Here is a 23,322-nt window from a genome sequence, read left to right as displayed (position 1 = left end):
CACCTCACACCACCAAATGCTGCTTCACCTGCTCTGTACTCAATTCCGATGTCTTGCCCGTCGCCACCACCGCCCCTTTTGCCATGATCACGTAACTGTCCGCGAGCCGCGCCGCGAACTGGATGCCTTGCTCGACGAGCAGAATCGCGAACCGCCGCTGCGCCTTGAAGCCGAGGATCACCTCTTCGATCTGATCGATGACCGACGGCTGAATGCCCTCGGTCGGCTCATCCAACAACAAGACTTTCGGGCTCGACAAAATCGCCCGCCCGATCGCCAACTGCTGCTGCTCCCCGCCGCTCAAGACGCCTCCGGCCCGATCCAAGAGCATGGTGAGCTTCGGGAATAATTTGAACACCTCGTCATAGGCTGCTTGTTCGGCGGCCGGACTTTGCCGTTTCGCACGTGCCCACAAGCCTAGCCGAAGATTCTCGCGCACGGTTAAATGCGGGAGAATCTCCCGGCCTTGCGGCACATAGGCCAACCCTCGCTTGACGCGCCGATCGGGGCTCTCATGCGTGATATCCGTGCCGTCGAGGAATACTCGCCCGCTTTTTGGCCGCAGCAGACCCATGATCGACTTCAACGTCGTCGTCTTGCCGACGCCGTTTCGCCCCATCAGACACAAGACCTGGCCCGGCTCCAGTTCGAGCGACACGTTCCGCAGGATGTGGCTCTCGCCGTAATAGGTATTGATGTTATCGAGACGCAACATCGGCGACTTTGTGATGGCCCAGATAAATTTCTACGACGCGGGGATCCGACTGGATCTTCTCCACCGGCCCTTCGCAGATCACCGTGCCTTCGTGCAGCACCGTGACGGTTCGCGCGATCTGCCGGACGAATTCCATGTCGTGCTCGATGACGATAATTGCGTGCTTCGCCGCCAGCGATTGCAACAAGAGACCCGTCTGCTCGGTCTCGCGGTCCGTCATGCCGGCCACCGGCTCATCCACGAGGAGCAGTTGGGGATCTTGTAGAATCACCATCCCGATCTCCAGCCACTGCTTCTCGCCATGCGACAGCGAGCCCGCCCGGACATGGGCCTTGTCTTTGAGACCGATTGTTTCGAGCGTCGCCCCGATGCGCTCCCGTTCCTCGGCGGTCGAGGTCCCGAGCAGCGTGGCAAACACGCCCTTGCTCGGCCGGTGCAGCGAGAGATCGAGATTTTCCCAAACCGTCAGGTTGCCGTAGATGGACGGGGCCTGAAATTTTCGTCCGATGCCAAGTTGGGCGATCTCATGTTCCCGTAAGCCGATCAGGTCCGTATCCTTCCCGAAGATCACGCGCCCGCTCACCGGCTTCGTTTTGCCGGAGATCACGTCGAGCAGGGTCGTCTTCCCCGCCCCGTTCGGGCCGATGACGACGCGAAGCTCATTGTAGTTCACGATGAAATTGAGGCAGTTCAGCGCCTTGAAGCCGTCGTAGTCGACGGTCACGCCTTCGAGATAAATGATGGAACCCCGGTCCGTCATTCACAAATCCTCAATGTGGATTCTCAATACTTAACGGTCAGATCGTGATCAAATTAATATGCGCAAAGGTCCTGGCCACCTGTAATTCCTTGGTCTTATCCTCTGTTACAGCACCTTATTCTTCCTTGCATTTGGTCCCTGTCGGGACACCTGGCACTAGCCTAAGGGCTGGCAGGACCTTAAGTGCCTGCTCTTCGCTGACAATGCGAAGATTGGGACGTGTCGTCCGGTGAATGGGATTGGGGACATCTACGATTTTTAATTGAAGATATCTACTCTGTCCGGGTTCTGGAGTCATGATCGCCCACATGCCGATTGCATCCGTCCCTCCGATACTGAACCGTATTGTGCCGGGCTTAGTCACGTAGGGATAATAACCGCCAGACATCAATCTAGTGACTAGCATATTGTCAGCACAGATGCGATAGCCGATACTATCTGCCTCAGACATGTACAGGTAGACGACGGTCATTTCTGTTCCAGCGACCTCAACCGGCGTGAACTGAGGTCCCGTAGCATATGGGATGCAGCCAGACCAGAGTAAGGGAACAATGAGAAACGCGCGTTGCCAGTAAGCAGCTTTCATCTTTCACGGTGCAGCATTTACGTTTTGCCCGCCGGCTGGGGAGCAATCACCGGCTTATCGAACACACGCCACCCTTGGCGCAGCTTCTGGCCGAGACCGACGATCCCGTCGGGGAAGAGCAGTACGACCGCGACAAAGAGTCCGCCGAGGAAGAACGGCCAGAGTTCGGGAAAGTGATTCGTCAAAATGCTGCGGCCCAAATTCACGCCGATGGCGCCGATCACCGCACCCGCGAGCGTGCCGCGACCGCCTACGGCCACCCAGATCACCATTTCGAGCGACGGCAGGACGCCGATCTGGGCCGGCGTGATGATGCCGACCTGCGGCACGTACAAGAGCCCAGCGAGGCCGGCCAGGCCGGCGGAGACCACGAACACGAATAATTTATAGTTCGCCGGCGAGTAGCCCGAGAACAAGACGCGCTGTTCGCTATCGCGAATGGCGACGAGCACGCGCCCAGCCCGCGATCGAATGATCCAGCGACACAGGAGGTAAGCACCGCCTAGACAAAGTACGGTCACGATGTAAAGCGCGCGCTGGGCTGAGGGGTCGGTCAGGCGAAACCCAAGCAGTTTTTTGAAATCAGTGAGCCCATTCGTGCCGCCGAGGTTCGTTTCGTTTCGGTTGAAGACCAGCCAGGCGGACAGCGCCAGTGCTTGCGTGATGATCGCGAAGTAGACGCCGCGGATGCGGCTGCGAAAGGCGAGGAACCCGAAGACGAGCGCGAAGGCGACCGGCACGGCGATGGCGCCGATCAGCGCTACCGGAAAGCTGTAAAACGGCTTCCAAAACCACGGCAGTTCCTTGACCTGATTCCACACCATAAAATCGGGCAGGTCGCTGCCATACACGCTCTCGCTCCCGATCGCAAGCATCAGATGCATGCCCATGCAATAGGCGCCCAGCCCGAAAAACACGCCCTGCCCCAAGCTCAAAATGCCGGTATAGCCCCAAATCAAATCAAGGCCGAGCGCCAGGATCGCAAACGCCAGGAACTTCCCGAACCGATTCAGGCTGAAATCCGAGACGTGCAGCCAGGAATCTTCCGGCGGCAACACGTTCAAGAGCGGGAGCACGATCAGCAGTAGAATACCGACGGCCCAGAAGGCGACGCTTTCGCCAACCCGCCTACTCGTCTCTGCTCTTGATTCGATCATTGTCTTATTCTTTCGAGGAAGTGTGGGACCTGTAATGCTGCGAGATGCTCAAACAGGTTATCCAACAAGGCCGCAGGAAAGAAAAAACCGGAGGCGTACCCTCTGGGGTACGTTGAGGATTTTTTCGACCCGAGAACGCGGTTGGGAACCTGTTTCAGCATCTCGCTACGCGTCCGCGTAGCGGCCCTTCACGGCAAACAACCCCGACGGCCGGCGTTGCAGGAACAGAATCACCAGGACCAGAATCAGGACTTTCCCATACACGGCGCCGAAGCTCGGCTCGAGTAATTTATTGAGACTGCCGATACCGAGCGCGGCCACGATGGTCCCGGCGAGCTTCCCCACGCCGCCCGTCACGACCACCATAAAGGAATCGACGATGTAATTCTGCCCCAGCCCCGGTTCGACGTTCCCGATCAACGTCAGCGCGCACCCGGCCAAACCGGCAAGGCCCGAGCCGAAGGCGAACGTATAAGCATCGACCTTTCGCGTCGGGATGCCGAGGCACGCGCTCATGTTTCGATTCTGTGTGACGGCGCGTACACGCAAGCCCAGGCCGGAGCGGAAGAGCAAGAGATAAATGCCGACGACACAGAGGATCGACAGGGCGATGATGAACAGCCGGTTGTACGGAAAATAGACGCCGACCATTACCTGCATCCCGCCGGTAAGCCAGCTCGGAGCGGCGACAGAGGTGAGATCGCCAAAGTACACGCGCGCCGCCTGAATGAAGATCAAGCTGACGCCCCACGTGGCGAGCATCGTCTCGAGCGGCCGCCCATACAAGAAGCGAATCACCGTCGCTTCGAGCAGGAGGCCAACGGCCGCCGCCACGATGAACGACAACGGCATGGAAGCCAAGAAATAATAATCGAAGACCTCGGGCGAGAATGACGCCTTGAACGCCTGCTGCGTGACGAACGTCGTGTAGGCGCCGATCATCATCAGCTCGCCGTGTGCCATGTTGATCACGCCCATCAGGCCGAACACAATGGCCAAGCCGAGCGACATGATCAGCAAGATCGAGCTCAAGCTGATCCCGCGGAAGATTGTTTCAATCGCACTCGCCCAACTGCCCCAGGTCTCGATACGCTCGATCGCCTGGGCGGCGGCCGCAGCCACGTCGGGACTTTGGCCGGCTGCCAAGTCTTTCAACATCGGCACGGCGTTCGCGCTCTTCAGCTCCCCGAGTTTCAGCGCAGCCTTGACCTGGACCGCCGGATCGACTGACGCGAGGTTGATCAATGCGATCGACTCTTCGATCGTGTAGCGGACCCACCGATCCGGCTCGATCTTGAGCCGATCCTCGAGCCAGGGAATCGCCGTCGGCTTGCCGAGCATCCCCAAATCAGTCGCGGCCGACCGGCGCTGATCCGCTACTTCACTGGAAAGCCTGACCTTGTTCTTGAGCAGATCGATGACCGGCTTGATCAGCATCCGCACGCTGCGATCAGCGTTCTCACGGACCTCCTCTAACTTCGGGAGAAGCCCGGCGTCGCCGCCCGCGATCAACACGTTGACAGCCGCTTCTTGGACTGCCGCATCCTCGCTCGTCAGATCCTTGAGCGCCTGCTCGATAGTCGGCGGCGGAGGCGCGACCTGCGCCTCCGCCGCCCACCCTTCTCCTTCACCAAGTGAAGCAACAATGAAAAGGCAAAGACCAATGACCAATTTCATTCAAGATTGATTGCAGGTGGCCGGCACTCTGGAGTGAACATCAGGCGGATGCGGCGGGGCCCCGCCCGGCAGCCGGAAAAGGAAAGCCGGTACTGACCACCGTACCGCGGTCAGAGACCGCGGCGACGGAAATACCGGAAGGCTTCCGTTCCGGACTGCCGTGGAGGGGTGCCGCAAAAGCAGCGTTCGCGGAAGAGTGTCGGCCGCCTGCACTCCTTACTTCTTCTGATAGGTCCCCTGATGCTTCACCCAATCACATCCTTTGTCCGGGTTCGTGTACTCGCTCCAGGGCTCCGGTTTCACCAGCCCTTTCGACTTCCAGACGATCTTGAACTGCCCATCCTTTTGGATCTCGCCGATCAACACCGGCTTGTACGTGTGATGGTTCGCTTCGTCCATCTTCTTTTTGCCGCCGGGCGCGTTGAACTCCATCCCGTACACCGCCTTGCGGACCGCGTCGACATCGGTTTTCCCCGCCTTCTCGACCGCCTGTTTCCAGACATAGACGCCGTAATAAGCGGCCTCGATCGGATCGTCGGTGACGCGCTTCTCTCCGTCCGGCAAGTTGTTCTTCTTGCAGTACGCCTTGAAGTCGGCCACGAACTTCTTGTTCTCCGGCGTGTCGATGCTTTGATAATAGTTCCATGCCGCCAAATGTCCGACCAGCGGACCGGTATCCATGCCACGCAGTTCATCTTCCGCCACGCTGAACGCCATGATCGGCGCGTCTTCGGCCCGCAGACCCTGATTCGCGAATTCCTTGTAGAACGGCACATTGCTGTCGCCGTTGATCGTGCTGATTACGCACGCGCCGCCGCCGGCAGAGAATTTTTTAATCTTGCCGACGATCGTTTGGTAATCCTGATGGTGGAACGGCGTGTACTCTTCCATGATGTTGGCCTCCGGCACCTTTTTGGCCAGCAACATGGCGCGCAGAATCTTGTTCGTCGTCCGTGGGTACACATAGTCGGTGCCTAAGAGATAGAACTTCTTGTACCCGCCGCCTTCCTTGCTCATGAGATATTCCACGGCCGGCACCGCCTGCTGATTGACCGCCGCGCCGGTGTAGAAGACGTTGTGCGAGCACTCCTCGCCCTCGTATTGCACCGGGTAGAAGAGGAGCCCATTGTTCTTCTCGAACACCGGCAGCACCGACTTCCGGCTGACCGAGGTCCAACACCCGAACACGACCGCCACCTTGTCCTGTAGCAGCAACTGCTTGGCCTTTTCGGCGAAGAGGTCCCAGTTGCTGGCCGGATCGACGACGACCGGCTGGATCTTCCGCCCCATCACACCGCCCTTCGCATTGATCTCCTCCACCGCCATCAGCACCACATCGCGGAGCGAGACCTCGCTGATCGCCATCGTGCCGCTCAATGAATGTAGCACGCCGATCTTGATCGGCTCCTTGTCCGCGGCGTACGAAAGCGCCCAATTGCCAAGATTGCCCAACAGCGCCGCGACACCGACGCCGTACGCCACCTTCCCGCTGCTCGCCAAAAATTCGCGACGGGACTGGCCGTTGTTCTCTTCTGGTTTCGTCTCATTTCTTTCAGGAATGCTCATCGTCCGTGCCCTTTCTAGAAAGGAGATTGGGCATGATGCTCAAAATGGTCTTTTAGCGAGGCCGCAGGCGAGAAAAAACCGGAGGCGTACCCTCTGGGGTACGTTGAGGATTTTTTCGAACCGAGAACGAAGCTAAAAGCCATTTTCAGCATTCATGCCTAGAAGTTGTACCAGTACGACAACATAAAGTTGTCCCCTTGGTTATGTACGCCCGACGCCCATTCGGTCATCAAGTGATTCCATTCGAACCCGGTGTAGAAATCGGCCCAGATGGGATGGATCACCGTGGCGTAGGTTCGATGATTCAAGAGATATTGGATGTTCGATCCAGGAACATTGATGGCTTGGCTGTTGCTGAGATCTGAATTGATTGGATTGTCCCAGCCGTACCCGCCCAAGAACGTGAAGTCTTTCGAAGCGGCCCAACTCAACTGCGCCCAACCGACGAAGGTTCGAATGGGGTTGCCATTGACCAGGTTCAACTCCTGATTGAACCGGAACCATTCCACGCCGAGCGCTTGCCCATAGGCAATCTCGCCGGAGAATTTAAGATTCCTGGTAATCGGCACGACTAACTCGCCACCGACCACATAGGAATTGATATCTTTCCCGGATTGGAAAAGCGGATTTCCGGGCGCCGGAGCGGATCGGTAGTACCGATAGGCGGCGTTGACTGCCACGAGCATCCCTTGAGCTCTACCCGAACCCGACCACGCCAACCGCGTGCCATAGTATGGATGCTGGTCCGGATCGTTGAAGGCATTAATGGTCGCCTGATTGCCGCCAATGACGTTGGCCCCGGCTGGTACGACGGGTCTCACCTGCGTTTGCCCGCAGCATTGCGTGAGCGCACGCTCGAACCGCATCACGGTCACCAAGCCTTGCAAGTTGTCGGTAAAGTCATGGCGCAACGTAATCTGCGGAAGACGTTGCCAGAGATTGCCGTTGTAGCCCATGATCGAGAAGTCGATCAGGTCGGGGTGGAGCGCCATGACCGGCGTCCAGTCCTGACCGACCGTGAGACTGCTCTTCCCCCACGCATACCGGACATTGGCAAGACGCAGACGCGGCGGCAGGTTGCCGGCGTTGTCCGTCTGTCCGTAAAAGTCGATTTCGACGACGCCCGTCAGCGTGTGATAGCCGTCGGTGCGCTCAGCACGCAGACCGAACACGCTGTATCGTGGGTTGAACGTCGTCGAGCTGTTGTTCGAGCTCCCGGCAGCCGTGGCGTACCCGTTGAACTGACCGGGATCAAGCGGGTTCGTCATGCGATTGCTATAGATCGCATCGAGTTCGATTCGCCCGTAGGGTGTGATGCTGCCCTTACTCCCATCCGTAAAAATCGGAGCGAGACAGCCGGCGCAGAGATGCGCCACCGGTTTCTCTTGTTCGCGTGTGAGGCGACCCGCTCCTGCCGCTTCACCCGCCGGTTCACCGACCGGCTCTTGAGCAAACACGGACGACAAAGAAAGCGCCATACCCATGAACGTGACAAGCGTGACTAAGAACAAGGTGTGCCGTCGTTCCTTCCTCCTGTGACGGATCATTCAGCGTCCTCCTGTGTGCCTGAACTCATTGCAAACGCCAATGAACCGAGGGCTGCGCAACCAAAAAAAAACGCCCTTCCGGTTCACCGTGAACCAAAAGGACGTCTTTGTCCTCTCTTCTTTGTCAGCCCCACGCGTAAAGAGCCGGACGCCCTTGTCCTACTCTTTTCCATTGCGCAGGTCGCTCGCTTGTAGTCGGTTACGAGGAGAAATGTCAAGGGCCGAGCCGCGCTTCCTGCACTCGCATTCGGCGTCCCGGATGATGCCTCCCCTTGAGAACCGGGCGGTGATAAGATGAAAGCGGAAAGAGCGATCCAGACAAGGAGGTCGACGATGAATACGAAATCGGTGGGGTTGCTCGCCGTCGGTGTCTGCTTCTCACTGATTACGCTGGCCGGGTGCGCGCTCACCAGAGAGGACAATCCAGTCATGACGGATGCCGCCGCTACGGCAACCGTGCCTGGGCCCGGGATGTACAAGACCAGCGATCTGGTCTTTCAATATCGGCAACAGGCGGCCGACTTGCGCGAGCTGGCGAGGCAGCTCGAAGTCGAGTCAGCGTTCTATGCGCAGCAGCAGGACCAAGAGCAGGCGAAGCGCAAACGCGAATTGGCGCAAGAGGCGCTGAGCGCGGCCGACACGGCTGATCAGCGTGCCCGCGACTACCGGCGCCAGCTTCCGCACGGTCAGATTTACTGACGTCGAGCCGTGCCGCCGTCCGTGCGCAACTCCATCTCCCAGAGCTGAGCGAGTGCGACATCGCTGCGCCGGCAGTTCGCGCCCCGCGGGCTGATGTCGCAATCCAGCCAGCTCGTCTTGTTCCATGGCTGGCCCATCGTCCGCGCCTCATCGCCCTTAGACTGGGCGAGCCGTTCGTCGATCTTCAGCTCCCGCCGTTTGGCCGCCATGCATACAGCGACGCGATCGGTCGGCTCCCGCAACGTGCAATACCGTTCAATGGCGGCGACAGCGCTCGTCGCAGCGGCATCGCGCTCTGCGATCGCAGCGGTCAACGCTGAATCGTCCTGGGCGATTGAACGTGGTCCGTCCGTACACGCTGAAACCAACGCGAAGGCTGGAGCAATGAGGAGATAGAAGGATAGTCGCCCTGTTCCAGGCATAAAAAAACGCCCTCCTGGTTGAAACCCCACCAAAAGGACGTCATTGTCCTGGAAACTCGAACCCGCAGAACATCCTCGTTCCGCGGCTTCATTACCTTCACTGTCTAACAGAGAGTCGGGAACGCTGTCAACCGCGCGTTTTTCCTCCCGGCGTCTGCTCTATTGTGTTACACTGCGCGCCATTCTTTTTATGGGATCAACCATGATCGATCGATGTTTCCCGGTCCTGCTGGCTCTGCTCGTCGCCGGATGCGTCTCGACGCCACGGCCTGACGTGATCGTTCACGAAGGCCCAAACGGCGGCGTGTATCTGGAGCGTGTGAGCAACCGCGAGTTCCAAGCCACGCACCCTGTGACAATCGAGCGGACCGCGATCACACGAGTCCTGGCCGGATTACAGATGATGGAATCGCCGACGGTGATGCAGACGCTCTTCACGACACCTGAAAAGGGGGATCCTGTCTTTTCCGACGAAGACATCGCGTTTCTGACCCCGCTCATCACCGATGCTCTGTCGCGTGCACGTCCTGACCAACAGGTTCGCTTCAAGGTGATCCACCTCGTCTCGCCGTTATGGCGGCCCGAGGGCGGCGGCGCGGCCGTCGGATCATCCGCACCGACCAAGACTGGCCCACAGCGCGAGACGACGACGGGAACTTTATATGCGCACGGTCTCTCGCTGCACATCACCGTCAGTGAATATCGGCACCGGGACGTGCGCCCCGATACGATCGGCGGGCCAAACCGATTCTATCCAGAGCAGACGGACCGTGATCAGCGAGAGCTGCGCTTCGTGCCGGCATCGGCGATGCGGTCCGCGAACTTCAAGCAGCCGTGGGATTCGGCCGAGCATACTGTCGTTGTGGATTATATCCAGGCTGGCAAAACGACCGCGGCGGCGATGGCGGAAGCCCCTGCCGCCTCCGCGCCGAGCCCGCCGGCTTCCAGCGCGGTTCCCATGCCGATGCCGTCACCAACCGCCACACTATCGAGCAAGACCAACGGCGACGAGCGGGCTTCGCCGGCTCCCCCCTTGATCCCACGAGAATCAAACAACGGGAGAAAAGCCGCCGCTCCGGCCGCCGAAGACGTTCAGGCGCTCAAGGACCTGATCGTGAAGAAGGACATGGAAGTGGAAGCGCTGAAGAAAGAACTGCGCGCGCTGAAGCGGCAACTCGACGAGCGGGACGTGCAAATCGACTCGCTACGGAAGAAAATCAAGCCCACCAACAAGTCGCCGGACTTCGGACCGTGAGGCGCGTGGTGAAAGACGGGGTATGGGGTATAGGGGTAAGTTCGTCGAGGAAGACTAGGGAGTCTCGATCAGCTCTCGGTTGAGCAAGACGATATGGCTGGAGAGCGGCTCACGAAACGTCATGCGGCAGTAGCATGCATAAGTGACATACGTGTCTTGCAGGCAGTATTCGGCGATGTCCTTCCCCTGTCCCTTGGCCCACATCTCGGCGACCTGCTTTCCGCTTCCTGACTTCGTCTCGACATTCAGCGCCCGCGCCAGCACATCAAGCTTGACCCAGCCCCGCGTTTCCCAGTTGCTCCAGATCGCCATCGTATCGTAGACCGGCTCGGTCCTGAATTTCGCCAGCGGAATATCGATCGTGGGTTTGACCTGATGGACGACCGAGCGCTTCTTGATGAACGGCAGATCGAACCCCAACCCATTGTGCGTGATGAGGAGCGTGGGGCGTAGCTGCGCCATCCGCGTCCAAAACTGGCGTAACAACTCCTTCTCGTTCGCGCCGTACCACGACACCGCCCCTTGCGGCTCCATCGTATCGCTAAAGATGATCACGCCGATACAGATGATCCGGCTGAATGTCCCATCGAACGAGGATTTCTCGTACAACTCATCTTCCGTCTTTCGACGCTGCTCGGCCTCGGAGACCGTAAAAAGATCTTCGGCATTTTCAAAACAGCTCGGATCGACGAGCGGGAGACAGCCCGCGATCCGCGCCCATTCTTCACGGGGCGCTTGGACGGTTTCAATGTCGAGAACGACTTTCATAGTACCGTAGAGTGGTAGAGCCGTGCTCCGATCTTAACTTAACTTTACCGCTTTACCACTTTAACCCTCTATCACTTCTCCATCAGCAACCGCCACATGATGATGGCATCCTGATAGGAGCCGTCATTCTTTCGAACGGCACCGGGAATCGCCGCCAATTCCTGAAAGCCGAGTGCGTTCCAAAGATGCCTGGCGGCGCGATTCTCCGAGAAGACGAGATTGAACAGCACGCTGCGATAGCCGAGTTGCTTGGCGTATTCCAACATCGTCGCGCCGAGCAGCCACCCCAGTCCTTTATTGCGCGAGTCGGGCGCGACGATGAAGCCGGCATTGGCGACATGCCGCGCGCGTCCCGGCCAATTGGCCTTGAGATAAAATGCGCCGATCATGCGGCGGTCAGGGGTCGTCCCGCCGTACGCCGCGACCGTCGTCTTTCCACGGAACCAATACTCCTCGAACTCATCGTCGGTCGGAAAGCGGTCGTGAGGATAGGACGTACCTTCCTCGACGATGATCCGATACAGCGCCCGCAGCCCCTCGACATCCTGCCGGCCCGCCAGCACTAATTGCACGGCGGATCCGTCTTTCAATCTCGCGTCGATGGGGAAGCGCAGCATGCGGGTTCACTCGGGCGATCTCTTGAGCAAATCCAGGATCGGCCGATCGGCCGGCGGAAACTCATACTGATCGAATTCGTAAGGTGCAACCCACCGATAGTCGTCACAGCCCAGCGCTCGTGGCTCGCCGCTTCGGATCGAACACGTGAAAAAGTGCAATTCGACCCGCTTCTCCGGATACTCGTGTTCGACCGAGGACAATCGTGTCACGTGTTCGATCTCGATTCCCAATTCCTCTCGCAGCTCGCGACGAAGACAGCATTCCAACGACTCGCCGGCCTCGCGTTTCCCGCCGGGAAACTCCCACAGACCTGCGAGATGCACACCGGACTTGCGCCGCGTGATGAGATATCGGCCATTGCGCTCAATGATGCCGGCCGCCACCTGGATCACTTCGGATTTCGCGACACTCACGAACCGTTGGTGCGCTTGCCGTCGAACGGATAGGTCTTGCACAGTGACTTCATCGGGCACAGCAGGCAGTACGGATCGCGCGCGTTACAGACCATGGCGCCAAAGTCCATGAGCGCCTGATTGAAATCGTAGCACTTGCCTTTGGGAATCAAGGCTTCCGACAGTCGCCATAATTTCGTCTTGTGCGCCTTTGCATCCCCGGAGCCGATGAAGACCCGGTGAAGGACCCGCATCACGTTCGTATCGAGGATCGGCGCGTCTTGATTGAACGCAAACGACCGGATGGCGCCGGCGGTGTAGCGGCCGATACCTTTGAACGAGAGCAACTCATCCGCATCTCGCGGAAGCGTTCCCCCGTAGCGCGCGACGGTTTCACACGCAATGCTGTGCAGCCGGAGCGGCCGAATGTTGTACCCCAGCGGGTACCAGGTGCGCTTGACCTCCTCGGCCGGCGCCTGCGCCAGGTGCTGAAAACTCGGATAGCGTTCCAGGAACTCGTGGTACTTGGGAATGACCCGCTCCACCTGTGTCTGTTGGAGCATCACCTCCGAGACCAGAATCCTATATGGGTCGGTGGTCTTCCGCCAGGGTAGATCACGACCATGCTCCCGATACCACTTCAGTAGCCGATGTTGGAAGCGCCGCTTGAGGCCGGCATCCACGATCGATGCCTTTTGACCCGCCCGCTTAACGGTACGTTTGGCCCGTGATGGTGGAGTCCGGCGCATTGAACGAGGCATGACGACGGTCGGAATTGTAGGTAGGAGGGAATCGAAAAGCAATCCGTTCTCCGATGGCGTGGACGAAGCCCGACCGCTAGGATCGAAAAGCGATGCCTGCGAGATTCGTCATTCCCCATGATGCCGAGCGAGCGACCTTCACGGTCGGCAAGAGAGATTCACCTCACCAATCTGCGGAAGACATTTTGGACGCAGCATAGGATCACCAAAGCCGATCTCCTTCAGTACTACGCGGACGTCTCGACGTTCCTGCTGCCGCATATCGTCGATCGCCCGATGGTGATGAAGCGCTATCCCAACGGCGCCGACGGCGACTTCTTCTTCATGAAGCGTGCGCCCACCCCACGCCCCGATTGGGTGCGCATCTGTTCGATTCCGCATCGACGCGGGAACGTCATCGACTTCGTCCTCGTCCAGGATCTGCCGAGCTTGCTGTGGATCATTAATCTGGGCTGCATTGACCTCAATCCCTGGTACGGGCGCTGCGACGATTACGACCGCCCGGACTTTCTCCATTTCGATCTCGATCCCGGGCCTGGTGCTGATTTTCAACGGGTCTGTGACGTCGCGCTGCGCTTGCGCGACGTACTGGAGGGACTCGGCATCACGTCGTATCCCAAGACCACCGGATCCAAGGGACTCCACGTCTACGTCCCAATCGTGCGCGGGCCGATGCAGAAGGAAGTGTGGACGGTGGCGAAGACAATCGCGTTCGACATGGAGCGGCGACATCCAAAATTGATCACGGCAGAATATCGGATTGCGAACCGACCATACGGCCGCGTCCTCGTCGATTACAACCAGAACGCGTGGGGTCGCACGCTGGCGTGCGTCTATTCCGTCCGACCAAAACCGCTCGCGACCGTCTCGATGCCCGTCGAGTGGAATGAAGTCGAGAAGGGTCTCCGCATCAGTGACTACCGGCTGGATAATGTGCCGCGTCTGCTCGATCAGTTCGGCGATCGTTGGAAGCCCTTGCTGGGCAAGAAGCGCTTCGATTTGTTCAGCCTGGTGAACCGGGTATGAAACGCGCGTCAGAGACCAAGACGGCGAACACAGCGGGCCGGCTGGACGAAGCGCCCCTTCGCCGTCTGCCGCTTCCTATCCCCATGCCGTTGCCGCCGATGGAAGCGACGCGCGCGGACCGCCTCCCGCTGGGAGAAGGGTGGCAATTCGAGCCGAAATGGGACGGCTTCCGCTGCCTCGTGTTTCGTTCTGAAAAGGAGATCGTGCTGCAATCGAAGGCGGGCCAGCCGTTGTCGCGCTACTTCCCGGAGCTGGTCGACGCCTTCATGTCGTTGCCTGAGCACTCCTTCGTGTTGGACGGCGAGATCGTGGTCTTTCGAAATGGGGTCGCGTCCTTCGATGACCTGCTGCTCCGGATCCATCCGGCCGCGTCCCGTGTCGCGAAACTCGCGCACGAAACACCGGCTACATTCATGGCATTCGATCTTCTCTACTCTACGACAGCCGGGTCCCTGCTGAATTGCCCGCTCGAGGAACGTCGGTCGCAACTCGAACAGTTCTTCGCCTCCCTGCCCCGGACACCGAGAATGTCTTTGTCGCCATACACGAATGAACGCGCGTTAGCAGAGCGTTGGTTTCAAGAGTTCGGGCCGCTCGGCCTGGACGGCATCATGGCAAAGAATCGCCAGACGCCGTACCGGTCGGGCACGAGAGATGCGATGGTCAAGGTCAAACATCTACGGACGGCCGATTGTGTCGTCGGTGGATTCCGCTATGCGGCCAAGGATGCGCAAAGGGAGAAGAACAGACGGACGGCCGCCCGTTCGATCGGATCCTTGCTCCTCGGATTGTATGATGAAGACGGGCTGCTTCATTTCGTCGGCTTTACCTCATCGTTCACTCGCGACGCTCGGGCAGCTCTCAATAAGGTCATCGAGCCATTGCGTGGCGGAAGCGGATTCACCGGTCGCGCGCCCGGTGGCCCAAGCCGGTGGACGGTGGGTGAAAGCCGGGAATGGGAGCGGCTCGACCCCGTGCTCGTATGCGAAGTCGAATACGACTACTTCTCCCAAGGCCGGTTTCGCCATGGCATGAAGTTTCTTCGATGGCGACCCGATAAGCCGCCGCGGCAGTGCACCTTCGACCAACTGAAGCGGCAGGCGTCGGAACAGTCGACGGAAATGTTGATGACGAGATTGACGGCGGGCCGTTAATGAGCAGAGAGAGCGGAGTCGGGTTTCAACCCGCGATGCAGACTCGGTTACGGCCGGCCTTCTTGGCTGTGTAGAGATTGCGGTCGGCGCCGGCCATCGCGATATCGAGCCCACCCGGATCCTGAGCCGGATCAAACGTCGTTCCCCCGATACTCGTCGTCACACGAATCGATGTACGGAGGCCGTTGATGGCAATCGGGGATGACTCCACCGCCTCGCGGATACGCTCTGCGATCGAGAGGATGTCTTTGAGCGGCGGATGCAGGAGCAGGATGAATTCTTCACCTCCCCAGCGCCCCAAGAGATCGCCTGGGCGAGTCTGCTGCCTCAAGACGCCCGCGACATGGCGCAGCACCTGATCGCCAACCGCGTGCCCCCATCGATCATTCACGTCCTTGAAATGGTCCAAGTCCAGCAGCAGCACCTCGACGACCTCATGGTTTTGAACGGCACGCCACCAGACGCGTTCCGCCAACTCCGTCCAACCCCGTCGGTTCAAGAGCTGTGTGAGCGGATCGATCGTCGCCTGTTGCTCGAACAGCTCTTTGAGACGACGAGACTCTTCCTCTCGGCGCTTGCTCTCGGTAATGTCCGTAATCGTCTCGACGGCCAGCACCTTTTGACCGCTCCGAATTGGCGCCCACTGGATCAAAAACCACGGGCCGTCCGGATGCTCGACTTCGCTGCTCGTCGTCTTGCCGGTTTCAAGGGCTTCCGGCGCCCGACAAAATGTGCACCGCACCGGGCTTTGTGCAATGGTCTCATAACATGTCTTCCCGACGATGTTGCCACACATCTCGCGGCTGGACGAGTTTTGAAACCGGACTTCCCACTTCTGAGTATCGATCAACGAGATTTTCGCGGGACTGGCATCCAGCAATTCCTGGATGCTGAACGAATCCTGTTGTGGTGCCTGGTCCGGATGGTCTTGTTGCTTCTCCTTCGCGTCCATGATCGCTTCTGTTGGAACAACTGTACACGATCATGGCGACCCTCGCCTCCATCCTCGGAAGGGGGCGGGGGAATCCAGGAGAAATTAACCCCGAGCGAAAAATCAATCAGTTCGGCATGAACGGTGGACGCAGACTGCGACCGGGGAAATACTTTGGAATCCACTCTTCATTAGCAGGGAACCATGACCGGGATCGACACTTGGCGGGCCGGGCAGGAATCGAACCTGCAACGCACAGGCTTAGAAGAATCCAAGACCTAATTCTACACGACGCCAGGAAACAGCGAATCACCTGTGACTTCGACCTTCAACTGATGCCCCGTCCAACGGAGCACCGAGTTGCGGTGCGAGGAGGGACGATGCCATATGGCGGCACATCCATCCGTAGACGGCCGGAATGACGAGCAGCGTCAATGAAGTCGATGTGATCAGTCCGCCGATCACGACAGTCGCAAGCGGGCGTTGCACCTCGGCCCCCATACTGGTCGCGACCGCCATGGGGACAAAGCCCAGGCTGGCGACAAGCGCGGTCATGAGCACGGGCCGGAGCCGATCCAGGGCGCCTTGCCGCACCGCGGTCTCGGTCTCCATCCCGTGCCCTTCGAGATCGCGGATGTGGCTGACCAACACAACTCCGTTCAGGACGGCGATCCCGAAGAGCGCGATGAATCCGATGACGGCGGACACACTCAATGGTAACCCCCGCACCCAGAGCGCCAGGATGCCGCCAGAGAGGGCCAACGGGACGTTCAGAAAGATCAGGAGCGCCGGGCGCATGGAGCCAAAAGTCACCGTGAGCATGCTGAAGACCAAGACCAGCGTGACCGGCACGACGATGGCCAGACGGACGGACGCCTCATGGAGATGCTCGTATTGTCCTCCCCAGTGAATCGAATATCCGGACGGAAGCGCCACATGCTGCGCAATAGCCTGGCGCGCCTCGGTGATAAAGCCGCCCAGATCTCGTCCGCGGATGTTCGCCTCCACCACGATGCGACGCTGCACATCCTGACGGCTGATTTGCGCGGGCCCGCTGTCACGCTGTATGGTCGCGACACGAGACAGCGGGACCAATTCGCCATGCGGCGCGGGGAGCAGCAGGGCGCCTAGCTGTGTGGGATCCGTGGACGCCTGGTCGTTGAGGCGCACCATGAGATCGAAGCGCCGGCTCTGATGAATAATCGTCCCCACGAGATGGCCCACGCGCGTCGTCTCGATTAGCGTCAGGACATCATCCGCCGTCAACCCATACCGGGCAATTTGAGCGCGCTCTACGATCACACGAATCAGGGGCAAGCCCGCCACTTGCTCGACTTTGACGTCGGCGGCTCCCGGCACGCGCTCCAGTATCCGCCCGATCGTGTCAGCCGTCCGCCGCAACACCTCCAAGTCCTCACCAAACACCTTGATGGCGAGGTCCGAGCGCGTGCCGCCGATCAATTCATTGAAGCGCATCTCGATGGGCTGCGTGAAGCCCAGCGTCACGCCAGGGACGGCGTCGAGGACCGCCTGCTTCATCGCGCCGATTAACTCCTCGCGCGATCGGGCCGTCGTCCATTGCGCACGGGGCTTGAGGATGACAAAGACATCGGACATGTCGACGCCCATGACGTCCGTCGCCACATCGGGACTGCCGGTCCGCGTGACGACCTGAACCACTTCGGGGAAGCGCCGGAGCACTCGTTCAATATCAAGCGAGGTGGCGACGGATTCACTCAGGGACGCACTCGGGAGGCGCCACACGTTAACGGCCAGGTCACCTTCATCCAGGCGCGGAACGAATTCCACGCCCAGCCGCGCTCCGAGGCCAAGACTCACCAGAAACAGACCCGTCGCCGCCGCGACGATGATCCGTGGTTGCCGCATCACGCCTGCCAAGCAGGCGGCATACCATTGCTGCACGTGTCGGGTGAGCCAGGTGCCGTCCGTCTCACGACGCGCATCGGCAAACCAAAAGGCGAGAACCGGCGTGATGGCGATGGCCACGACGAGCGAGCCCGCGAGGGTCAGGATCACGGTGAGTGCCATGGGCCGAAACAACTTCCCCTCGAGGCCCGTCAGCATCAGGATCGGAAGGTAGACGACGATAATGATGCCGACGGCAAAGAGGACCGGTCGCAGAACAGCCTGCGTCGCCTGCTGGACGAGGCGGAGGCGCTCATCCGGATCGTCAACCGGCTGCCGCGCCACCCGCCGAAGGATGTTGTCGAGCACCACCACAGAGCCGTCCACCAACAACCCAAAATCGATGGCGCCCAAACTCATCAAGTTCCCTGAAAGTCCTGCGTAGAGCATGCCGGTCACGGCCATCAGCATGGAGAGGGGGATCGCTGCCGCGACGATCAACCCCATGCGTACGTCGCCGAGAAACACAAAGAGGACGGCAATCACGAGCAGCGCCCCTTCGAGTAGATTGCGTCTCACCGTGTCGAGCACTCTCGACACAAATAGACTTCGATCGTAGTAGGGCTCAATGTGCACCCCGGATGGCAGCGTGCGTTGAATCTCTTGCATCCGGGCTTTCACCTTGGCGACCACCTCGTCGGCATTGGCGCCGGCGAGCATCTGCACCATGCCTATGACGGTTTCCCCTGTCCCGTTCGCCGTGGCCGCGCTGAGCCGCAGCCCGGGGCGGACCTTCACCTCCCCGACATCTCCCACGAGGATCGGCACCCCGCCAGGCCCATGATCAATGACAATGTGCCGCAGGTCCGCCTCGGTGGTCGCCAGGGCTTCGCCCCGCAGCAACATCTGCTCACGCTCATGTTCGATATAACCGCCTCCCATGAGGGCGTTGTTTTGTTCCAGCGCCTCGAAGACCTGGCGCAACGTCACGTGGTAGGCGAGCAATTTCGCGGGATCGACGATCACTTGGTACTGTTGCACATCGCCGCCCCAGATATTCACCTCCACCACGCCCGGCACGGCGCGCAGTCGCCTGGCAATGTCCCATTGCAATAAGGTGCGGACGGCCATTGGACTGTAGCCCTCACCGGTGACGGTAAACTGATAGACCTCTCCCAGCCCCGTGGTCAGCGGTCCCATGGCCGGATGGCCATACTTCGCGGGAATCCCTTCCGCCACCTGCGTGAGGCGCTCGTTCACAAGCTGTCGCGCCCGATACACATCGACGTCGTCACGAAAGATGGCGGTGACCACCGACAACCCATAGCGAGAGACGGACCGGAGTTCCGTGAGACCCGGAAGCCCAGCCAGGGAGGCCTCAATCGGAAAGGTGATGAATTGCTCCACCTCGAGCGGCCCCAACGCGGGCGACCGGGTCAGCACCTGCACTTGCACCGGCGTGAGGTCCGGGGTCGCATCCATCGGCAAGCGTTGCCAGGACAAGAGGCCCCCCACGACGATCACGAGCAGCGCAGCTAGGGTCAGCGCCCGATAGCGAAGCGCCACAGCGAGCAGCGTGCTCATCTTAGCCCTCGCCCTGCCCCGTCACCGCGTCCCTGAGCAGCACGTTCTTCAAATCGAAAACGCCGTGCGTGACCACTCGGTCGCCGGGTGCGAGACCGTGCACGATCTCGCTCCAGCCGTTCGCCTCGCGGCCGATCTGCACCGGCACAAACCCGTACCCGTGCTCCTGCTCGACAAAGACACCGCGCTGCTGCTCGACAAACGTGATGGCGGAACTCGGGATCGCGAGTGCCGGCTTGTCCGGCAGACGCACCTGCACATCCACATACTCATGGGGCTTGAGTTCCCCGGTAAGATTCTCTGCTTCAAACCGGACCCGCACGGTGCGGGTTTTCTCGTCGGCGTCAGGAGCAAGATAGGTGAGCGGGGCTTCCACGGCCCGGCCACTCTTGGGCACGATCCTGCCGATCAGGCGCTCCGGAAAGGCTCGCGCCGCCTCAATCGGCACGTTGGCCATGATCCACAGACGGCTGGTGTCCATGATTTCCAGCAAGGTTTCTCCCGCGGCCACGCCTTGGCCGAGCACAATGTGCTGCGCGACGATGATCCCGTCCAGTGGCGCACGCAGGGTCGCGAGGTGACCGTCCAAGTGACTGCCGTGCTCGAGCGCTCGCAACTCCCCTTCGGTGAGGCCCATATGGAGGAGCTTTTCACGGACGTGTTGAAAGCGTGCCTTGCTCTCTAAATAGCGGCCCCGCTCTTCAATGAGGCGACGGTCAGGGACGATCTCCTCCGCCCGCAGCTTTTCGGTGCGATGCAAACTATTCTCGGCCACGTCCCGTTGAGCCTTGGTGACCAGATACTCTTGGACCAATTCATCAAGCCGCAGGCTTTCAATGGCCACGAGCGGCTGACCGGTCCGAACACGGTCCCCCAGCTTCACATGGAGGCGCGCGACCGCGCCTTCGATTCGAGACGTCACCTTGGCCATACGCCGAAGGTCGGGCATGACTTCGCCGGGTACCGTCACGACCTGCTCCAACGGCCGTATGATCGCCACCTCAGTACTCACACGATCCCGTGCGCTCGCCGGCGGCTGAATGAGACGGGACAGATCAGGGCCGGCCTTGCTCGGCTCCAGCACCGCCGGTGCCCCCGATGACGCCGGAGACTGTTCCTGGCACGCGACGAGCAGGACAAGGCTCAGGCCGGCAGAGATCGACGCGAACCCTCTCCCTGTCACCACGCTCCTCGCTCTCCTCGCCATGGCAACAAAACTCTCCGCGCCCGTTCTCATCGACTCAATACGCCGGAACTTCTCGATGGACGACGCATATCGGATGTACCTGCTGTAACCCGGCTGTGATTGAGGACCTCCAGGAAAGTTGCCACGGCTTGCCGATACCATATCCGGCGACATGGAGACTTCTCCAACCTGTCTTCAACCCCTTCCCAACAGTGGCAATCCGTTAGAGGATCACGCTGATCAGCTGCAGACGCGTGTCAGCGAATCCCTAGAACGATCACGGGTAACAATAAACGCGAGTGTGGAGAAAATTTAGAGAAGAGAGCAGGGCGGAGCCCGGGAAGGTACGTGGGTCGCAAAGGGCACATGCGGCGAGGCACGCGAAGGCACGAGGGCACAAGCCATGACCCCGTGAGGCACCGTGGGCGACGTGAGGCTGGGGATGGCATTGACGGTGACCCCGATAAGGAGCTTGCGAGTACCAGACAGGGTCAAAAAGCCGAATTCGGTCTGAGGTACACCGGCCTCCGACCAACGGGTTGTGTGTTCCTGCTTTTCAATCGACGCTATAAGTCCATATCTCCACTGAGTGCTTTGATACTCGCCTGGCACATCGCTGGAAAAGACGGTGTGCGCCAAGGCAGTGGCTCCAACGGTGTCGTCGCCCCCACTATGGGGTAAGAGATGCACATGGACGAGTGGCAACGCCACCATCCAAAGTATTAACCACGTCAGCATCAAACATTTCATATGACACATAAGGCTAACACAGCGCCCTTCCCCCGAGCAAAGCGTTTATCGGGGCGAGTACATAATGATGCCGACTCCAACAAGGCACATCACGGCACCGAGCAGGTCGTAGCGGTCCGGCGAGATACGGTCGACACCCCAGCCCCACATCATCGAGAGGACAATAAAGCAACCGCCGTATGCCGCGTATACTCGACCGAAGTGGCCGGGCTGATAGGTCGGGACGATGCCATATACAAAATACAAACAGGATCAGCCCGCCCAACAGCCCCGATGTCCAATGACTGCCGTGCCGCCACCACTGCCATACTAGATACCCACCTCCTATTTCGCATAGTCCAGCCAGCACGAAAAGCAAACCCGATTGCATGGTCACAACCATAATGGTCCGTCTTCTCCTTTCCTCCTCATCGTCTCACTAAGGCCGAATGCCCTTAGAGCTTTAGAGCCGCGCGCGGAATTAGCAGCCCAGGCGGACTCACCGGCGATGGCCCTGGCCCGATCCCGACGCTAGGCGGCCCCTCCCGAGTACGCTCGACCTCTTGAGCCAACAAGGCCTCGATTGTGAGGCGCTGTATGAGACCTGGGGACTCCCATGGCGCACGAGCTCGCCTTCGGAGGGTTGGCCTATACTCTCGGCGGCCGCTCGCTCTATTGGGTGGCTGGTCGCCACAATATTTTGATTCAGAAATGCATACCACGCCCGTCGACTCCATAAGCCTCGACACCTTGTGGCCCCGGACAGTGGTCGATGATCTGAAAGCACGCTACCTTGTGGAAGCCGCCGAGCAATGCGGCGTCTCCAGCTCGAATGCTTTCATCAATGGCTCACTCCATGACTTCTATAGCTATACCCTGGCCACCGGCGACATTATTCAAGAAGTCACAAGCATCGAAACGGGTGATGGGCCGATCGACCTCAGTCAACCGATCGCTGAAAACGCCGATCGCCGGCCGGCTGTGATCGTGCATTGAGAGCCATTGAAAGTGCGCGCTTGGCCCTCAACAGCAACACTGGCATTCCGAACACCGGCGTGATCGGCGCAAATCTCATGGTGCATCTGCGGAAGAACGTGCCCTTTCAAGTCCCCCTTCCCAGCGGACTGACAATGACGGATCAACAACCCTTCGCGCTGCTGGTCCGCTGTTACACGACGATCAATGGGACGTCGGCGCATTGCCGCGCGCCCATGTCGCGGTCCAGCGTAGCCCAACCGATCTGCTGCTTATGCAGGCAATGGATACGGCCATTGATGAAGTGCCGACGAAGATTTTCGGGACCTCCCCTCTCGCAGGCGGCTTTGCCGCGGATGGTTGGGGACGATGTTTCATGAATCCGGGAAGTTGCGCATGGGTGATGACCCGAGCCGCGCAGTCGTGACAAGTGACAGTCAGTTCCACTCTGTCACCAATCTGTTTGCGGGGAATGCGTCAGTTCTGCCGACGTGCGGCTCCGCCAATCCCGTCATGAATGGCATCGCCATTCGTCGACGGCTGGCCAAGCGCCTCGTGCGTGAGGGCGAAGCTGCCTTACCGACACCCGGCACGCCGGGGGGACCAGCGGTGGCGCAGCCCTCTTGGTAGCGGGGTGTAGTCGGACCGCTCGGGCTTCGTTTCCGGCAAACCGCCACACACCACCCGGTGAAGATCCAAATCTTCCAACTTCATGGCCCACACTTCACATATACGAGCTCCCGCCTCGTGAAATGGGTTCCGTTTGTTTGGCATTGCTGCACAGAACTGGGGCAAGCTGTCAGATCGACGAGAGAAATAGCTACGCAAGCCGCGTTCTACATCAGCTCTACATTGCAATTCTTCACTGCAGTCTTAAGCTATAAGCCATTGATAACTGGCGCGCCCGGCAGGAATCGAACCTGCGACCCACAGCTTAGAAGGCTCATT

Annotated in this window: 20 protein-coding genes and 1 pseudogene; 6 read left to right on the top strand and 15 right to left on the bottom strand. The window is 59.6% G+C overall.

Annotated features, from left to right (window positions below; genetic code table 11):
• Window positions 1–4 precede the first annotated feature (4 nt).
• The 6 genes from urtE to AC1U7K_RS09585 all read right to left on the bottom strand — a co-directional run bounded on the left by urtE (window position 5) and on the right by AC1U7K_RS09585 (window position 8,008).
• Entirely contained in the window at window positions 5–715 is a 711-nt protein-coding gene (urtE, locus tag AC1U7K_RS09610) for an urea ABC transporter ATP-binding subunit UrtE (RefSeq protein WP_480250977.1), read from the bottom strand.
• Window positions 699–1,475, bottom strand: coding sequence for an urea ABC transporter ATP-binding protein UrtD (gene urtD, locus AC1U7K_RS09605; protein WP_480250976.1), 777 nt, complete (start codon window positions 1,473–1,475; stop codon window positions 699–701). The genes urtE and urtD overlap by 17 nt, the downstream gene beginning before the upstream one ends.
• Window positions 1,476–2,078: 603 nt before the next feature.
• Window positions 2,079–3,218 (bottom strand): urea ABC transporter permease subunit UrtC, encoded by a 1,140-nt coding sequence (gene urtC / locus AC1U7K_RS09600; RefSeq protein WP_480250975.1) that lies wholly within the window; start codon window positions 3,216–3,218, stop codon window positions 2,079–2,081.
• Between the two features lie 165 nt (window positions 3,219–3,383).
• Window positions 3,384–4,895, bottom strand: a complete 1,512-nt coding sequence (urtB, locus tag AC1U7K_RS09595) for an urea ABC transporter permease subunit UrtB (RefSeq protein WP_480250974.1) — start codon at window positions 4,893–4,895, stop codon at window positions 3,384–3,386.
• 216 nt (window positions 4,896–5,111) lie between these two features.
• Complete coding sequence (gene urtA / locus AC1U7K_RS09590) at window positions 5,112–6,461, bottom strand: urea ABC transporter substrate-binding protein (protein ID WP_480250972.1); 1,350 nt, start codon at window positions 6,459–6,461, stop codon at window positions 5,112–5,114.
• 158 nt (window positions 6,462–6,619) lie between these two features.
• Window positions 6,620–8,008: a hypothetical protein gene (locus AC1U7K_RS09585; RefSeq protein ID WP_480250970.1), complete on the bottom strand. Its 1,389-nt coding sequence runs from the start codon at window positions 8,006–8,008 to the stop codon at window positions 6,620–6,622.
• Between the two features lie 333 nt (window positions 8,009–8,341).
• On the opposite strand from AC1U7K_RS09585, the gene AC1U7K_RS09580 reads away from it, so the two are divergent.
• Window positions 8,342–8,707, top strand: a complete 366-nt coding sequence (locus AC1U7K_RS09580) for a hypothetical protein (RefSeq protein ID WP_480250968.1) — start codon at window positions 8,342–8,344, stop codon at window positions 8,705–8,707.
• On the opposite strand, the gene AC1U7K_RS09575 is transcribed toward AC1U7K_RS09580, so the two are convergent.
• On the bottom strand, window positions 8,701–9,021 hold the full coding sequence (locus AC1U7K_RS09575) for a hypothetical protein (protein ID WP_480250967.1): 321 nt from the start codon (window positions 9,019–9,021) through the stop codon (window positions 8,701–8,703). The two genes, AC1U7K_RS09580 and AC1U7K_RS09575, sit on opposite strands and share 7 nt — an antisense overlap.
• 310 nt (window positions 9,022–9,331) lie before the next feature.
• Here AC1U7K_RS09575 and AC1U7K_RS09570 point away from each other — a divergent pair, with 310 nt between their 5' ends.
• Complete coding sequence (locus AC1U7K_RS09570) at window positions 9,332–10,384, top strand: hypothetical protein (protein ID WP_480250965.1); 1,053 nt, start codon at window positions 9,332–9,334, stop codon at window positions 10,382–10,384.
• Window positions 10,385–10,438: 54 nt separating this feature from the next.
• Here AC1U7K_RS09570 and AC1U7K_RS09565 read toward each other — a convergent pair whose 3' ends face one another.
• From AC1U7K_RS09565 to AC1U7K_RS09550, 4 genes are all read right to left on the bottom strand, one after another.
• Window positions 10,439–11,152, bottom strand: coding sequence for a 3'-5' exonuclease (locus tag AC1U7K_RS09565; RefSeq protein ID WP_480250964.1), 714 nt, complete (start codon window positions 11,150–11,152; stop codon window positions 10,439–10,441).
• 71 nt (window positions 11,153–11,223) lie between these two features.
• The gene (locus AC1U7K_RS09560) at window positions 11,224–11,769 is read right to left on the bottom strand and encodes an N-acetyltransferase family protein (RefSeq protein WP_480250962.1); all 546 of its coding nucleotides are present in this window, start codon (window positions 11,767–11,769) and stop codon (window positions 11,224–11,226) included.
• A 6-nt stretch (window positions 11,770–11,775) separates the two neighbouring features.
• Window positions 11,776–12,183, bottom strand: a complete 408-nt coding sequence (gene mutT / locus AC1U7K_RS09555) for an 8-oxo-dGTP diphosphatase MutT (protein WP_480250960.1) — start codon at window positions 12,181–12,183, stop codon at window positions 11,776–11,778.
• On the bottom strand, window positions 12,180–12,845 hold the full coding sequence (locus AC1U7K_RS09550; protein ID WP_480250959.1) for an A/G-specific adenine glycosylase: 666 nt from the start codon (window positions 12,843–12,845) through the stop codon (window positions 12,180–12,182). Before AC1U7K_RS09550 ends, mutT begins: the two co-directional genes overlap by 4 nt.
• Before the next feature lie 195 nt (window positions 12,846–13,040).
• Between AC1U7K_RS09550 and ligD the strand changes: the two genes are divergently transcribed.
• Both ligD and AC1U7K_RS09540 read left to right on the top strand, forming a co-directional pair.
• Window positions 13,041–13,949, top strand: coding sequence for a non-homologous end-joining DNA ligase (gene ligD / locus AC1U7K_RS09545; protein WP_480250958.1), 909 nt, complete (start codon window positions 13,041–13,043; stop codon window positions 13,947–13,949).
• Window positions 13,946–15,103, top strand: coding sequence for an ATP-dependent DNA ligase (locus tag AC1U7K_RS09540; protein ID WP_480250957.1), 1,158 nt, complete (start codon window positions 13,946–13,948; stop codon window positions 15,101–15,103). Before ligD ends, AC1U7K_RS09540 begins: the two co-directional genes overlap by 4 nt.
• A gap of 25 nt (window positions 15,104–15,128) precedes the next feature.
• Here the strand turns inward: AC1U7K_RS09540 and AC1U7K_RS09535 are convergent, their stop codons facing one another.
• The 4 genes and pseudogenes from AC1U7K_RS09535 to AC1U7K_RS09520 all read right to left on the bottom strand — a co-directional run bounded on the left by AC1U7K_RS09535 (window position 15,129) and on the right by AC1U7K_RS09520 (window position 21,802).
• A complete protein-coding gene (locus AC1U7K_RS09535; RefSeq protein ID WP_480250956.1) occupies window positions 15,129–16,055 on the bottom strand; it encodes a GGDEF domain-containing protein in 927 nt (308 codons plus the stop codon).
• Window positions 16,056–16,343: 288 nt separating this feature from the next.
• Window positions 16,344–19,484, bottom strand: a complete 3,141-nt coding sequence (locus AC1U7K_RS09530; RefSeq protein WP_480250954.1) for an efflux RND transporter permease subunit — start codon at window positions 19,482–19,484, stop codon at window positions 16,344–16,346.
• A 1-nt stretch (window position 19,485) separates the two neighbouring features.
• Window positions 19,486–20,670 carry an efflux RND transporter periplasmic adaptor subunit gene (locus tag AC1U7K_RS09525; RefSeq protein WP_480250953.1) on the bottom strand — a complete coding sequence of 395 codons (1,185 nt, stop codon included), beginning with the start codon at window positions 20,668–20,670 and terminating at the stop codon, window positions 19,486–19,488.
• Between the two features lie 795 nt (window positions 20,671–21,465).
• Window positions 21,466–21,802 (bottom strand): annotated as a pseudogene (locus AC1U7K_RS09520) (YnfA family protein).
• Window positions 21,803–22,164: 362 nt separating this feature from the next.
• Between AC1U7K_RS09520 and AC1U7K_RS09515 the strand changes: the two are divergent.
• Both AC1U7K_RS09515 and AC1U7K_RS09510 read left to right on the top strand, forming a co-directional pair.
• Window positions 22,165–22,395: a hypothetical protein gene (locus AC1U7K_RS09515; RefSeq protein ID WP_480250952.1), complete on the top strand. Its 231-nt coding sequence runs from the start codon at window positions 22,165–22,167 to the stop codon at window positions 22,393–22,395.
• 348 nt (window positions 22,396–22,743) lie between these two features.
• On the top strand, window positions 22,744–23,004 hold the full coding sequence (locus AC1U7K_RS09510) for a GMC oxidoreductase (protein WP_480250950.1): 261 nt from the start codon (window positions 22,744–22,746) through the stop codon (window positions 23,002–23,004).
• Window positions 23,005–23,322 lie beyond the last annotated feature (318 nt).

This window comes from Nitrospira sp. Vd2, from assembly GCF_979581665.1.
This window is presented reverse-complemented; position numbering and strand designations above follow the sequence as displayed.

Coding starts and splice junctions, on each gene's coding strand:
- urtE (WP_480250977.1), bottom strand. CDS start 715: ATGTTGCGTCTCGATAACATCAATACCTATTACGGCGAGAGCCACATC.
- urtD (WP_480250976.1), bottom strand. CDS start 1,475: ATGACGGACCGGGGTTCCATCATTTATCTCGAAGGCGTGACCGTCGAC.
- urtC (WP_480250975.1), bottom strand. CDS start 3,218: ATGATCGAATCAAGAGCAGAGACGAGTAGGCGGGTTGGCGAAAGCGTC.
- urtB (WP_480250974.1), bottom strand. CDS start 4,895: ATGAAATTGGTCATTGGTCTTTGCCTTTTCATTGTTGCTTCACTTGGT.
- urtA (WP_480250972.1), bottom strand. CDS start 6,461: ATGAGCATTCCTGAAAGAAATGAGACGAAACCAGAAGAGAACAACGGC.
- AC1U7K_RS09585 (WP_480250970.1), bottom strand. CDS start 8,008: ATGATCCGTCACAGGAGGAAGGAACGACGGCACACCTTGTTCTTAGTC.
- AC1U7K_RS09580 (WP_480250968.1), top strand. CDS start 8,342: ATGAATACGAAATCGGTGGGGTTGCTCGCCGTCGGTGTCTGCTTCTCA.
- AC1U7K_RS09570 (WP_480250965.1), top strand. CDS start 9,332: ATGATCGATCGATGTTTCCCGGTCCTGCTGGCTCTGCTCGTCGCCGGA.
- AC1U7K_RS09565 (WP_480250964.1), bottom strand. CDS start 11,152: ATGAAAGTCGTTCTCGACATTGAAACCGTCCAAGCGCCCCGTGAAGAA.
- AC1U7K_RS09560 (WP_480250962.1), bottom strand. CDS start 11,769: ATGCTGCGCTTCCCCATCGACGCGAGATTGAAAGACGGATCCGCCGTG.
- ligD (WP_480250958.1), top strand. CDS start 13,041: ATGATGCCGAGCGAGCGACCTTCACGGTCGGCAAGAGAGATTCACCTC.
- AC1U7K_RS09540 (WP_480250957.1), top strand. CDS start 13,946: ATGAAACGCGCGTCAGAGACCAAGACGGCGAACACAGCGGGCCGGCTG.
- AC1U7K_RS09535 (WP_480250956.1), bottom strand. CDS start 16,055: ATGGACGCGAAGGAGAAGCAACAAGACCATCCGGACCAGGCACCACAA.
- AC1U7K_RS09530 (WP_480250954.1), bottom strand. CDS start 19,484: ATGAGCACGCTGCTCGCTGTGGCGCTTCGCTATCGGGCGCTGACCCTA.
- AC1U7K_RS09510 (WP_480250950.1), top strand. CDS start 22,744: ATGTTTCATGAATCCGGGAAGTTGCGCATGGGTGATGACCCGAGCCGC.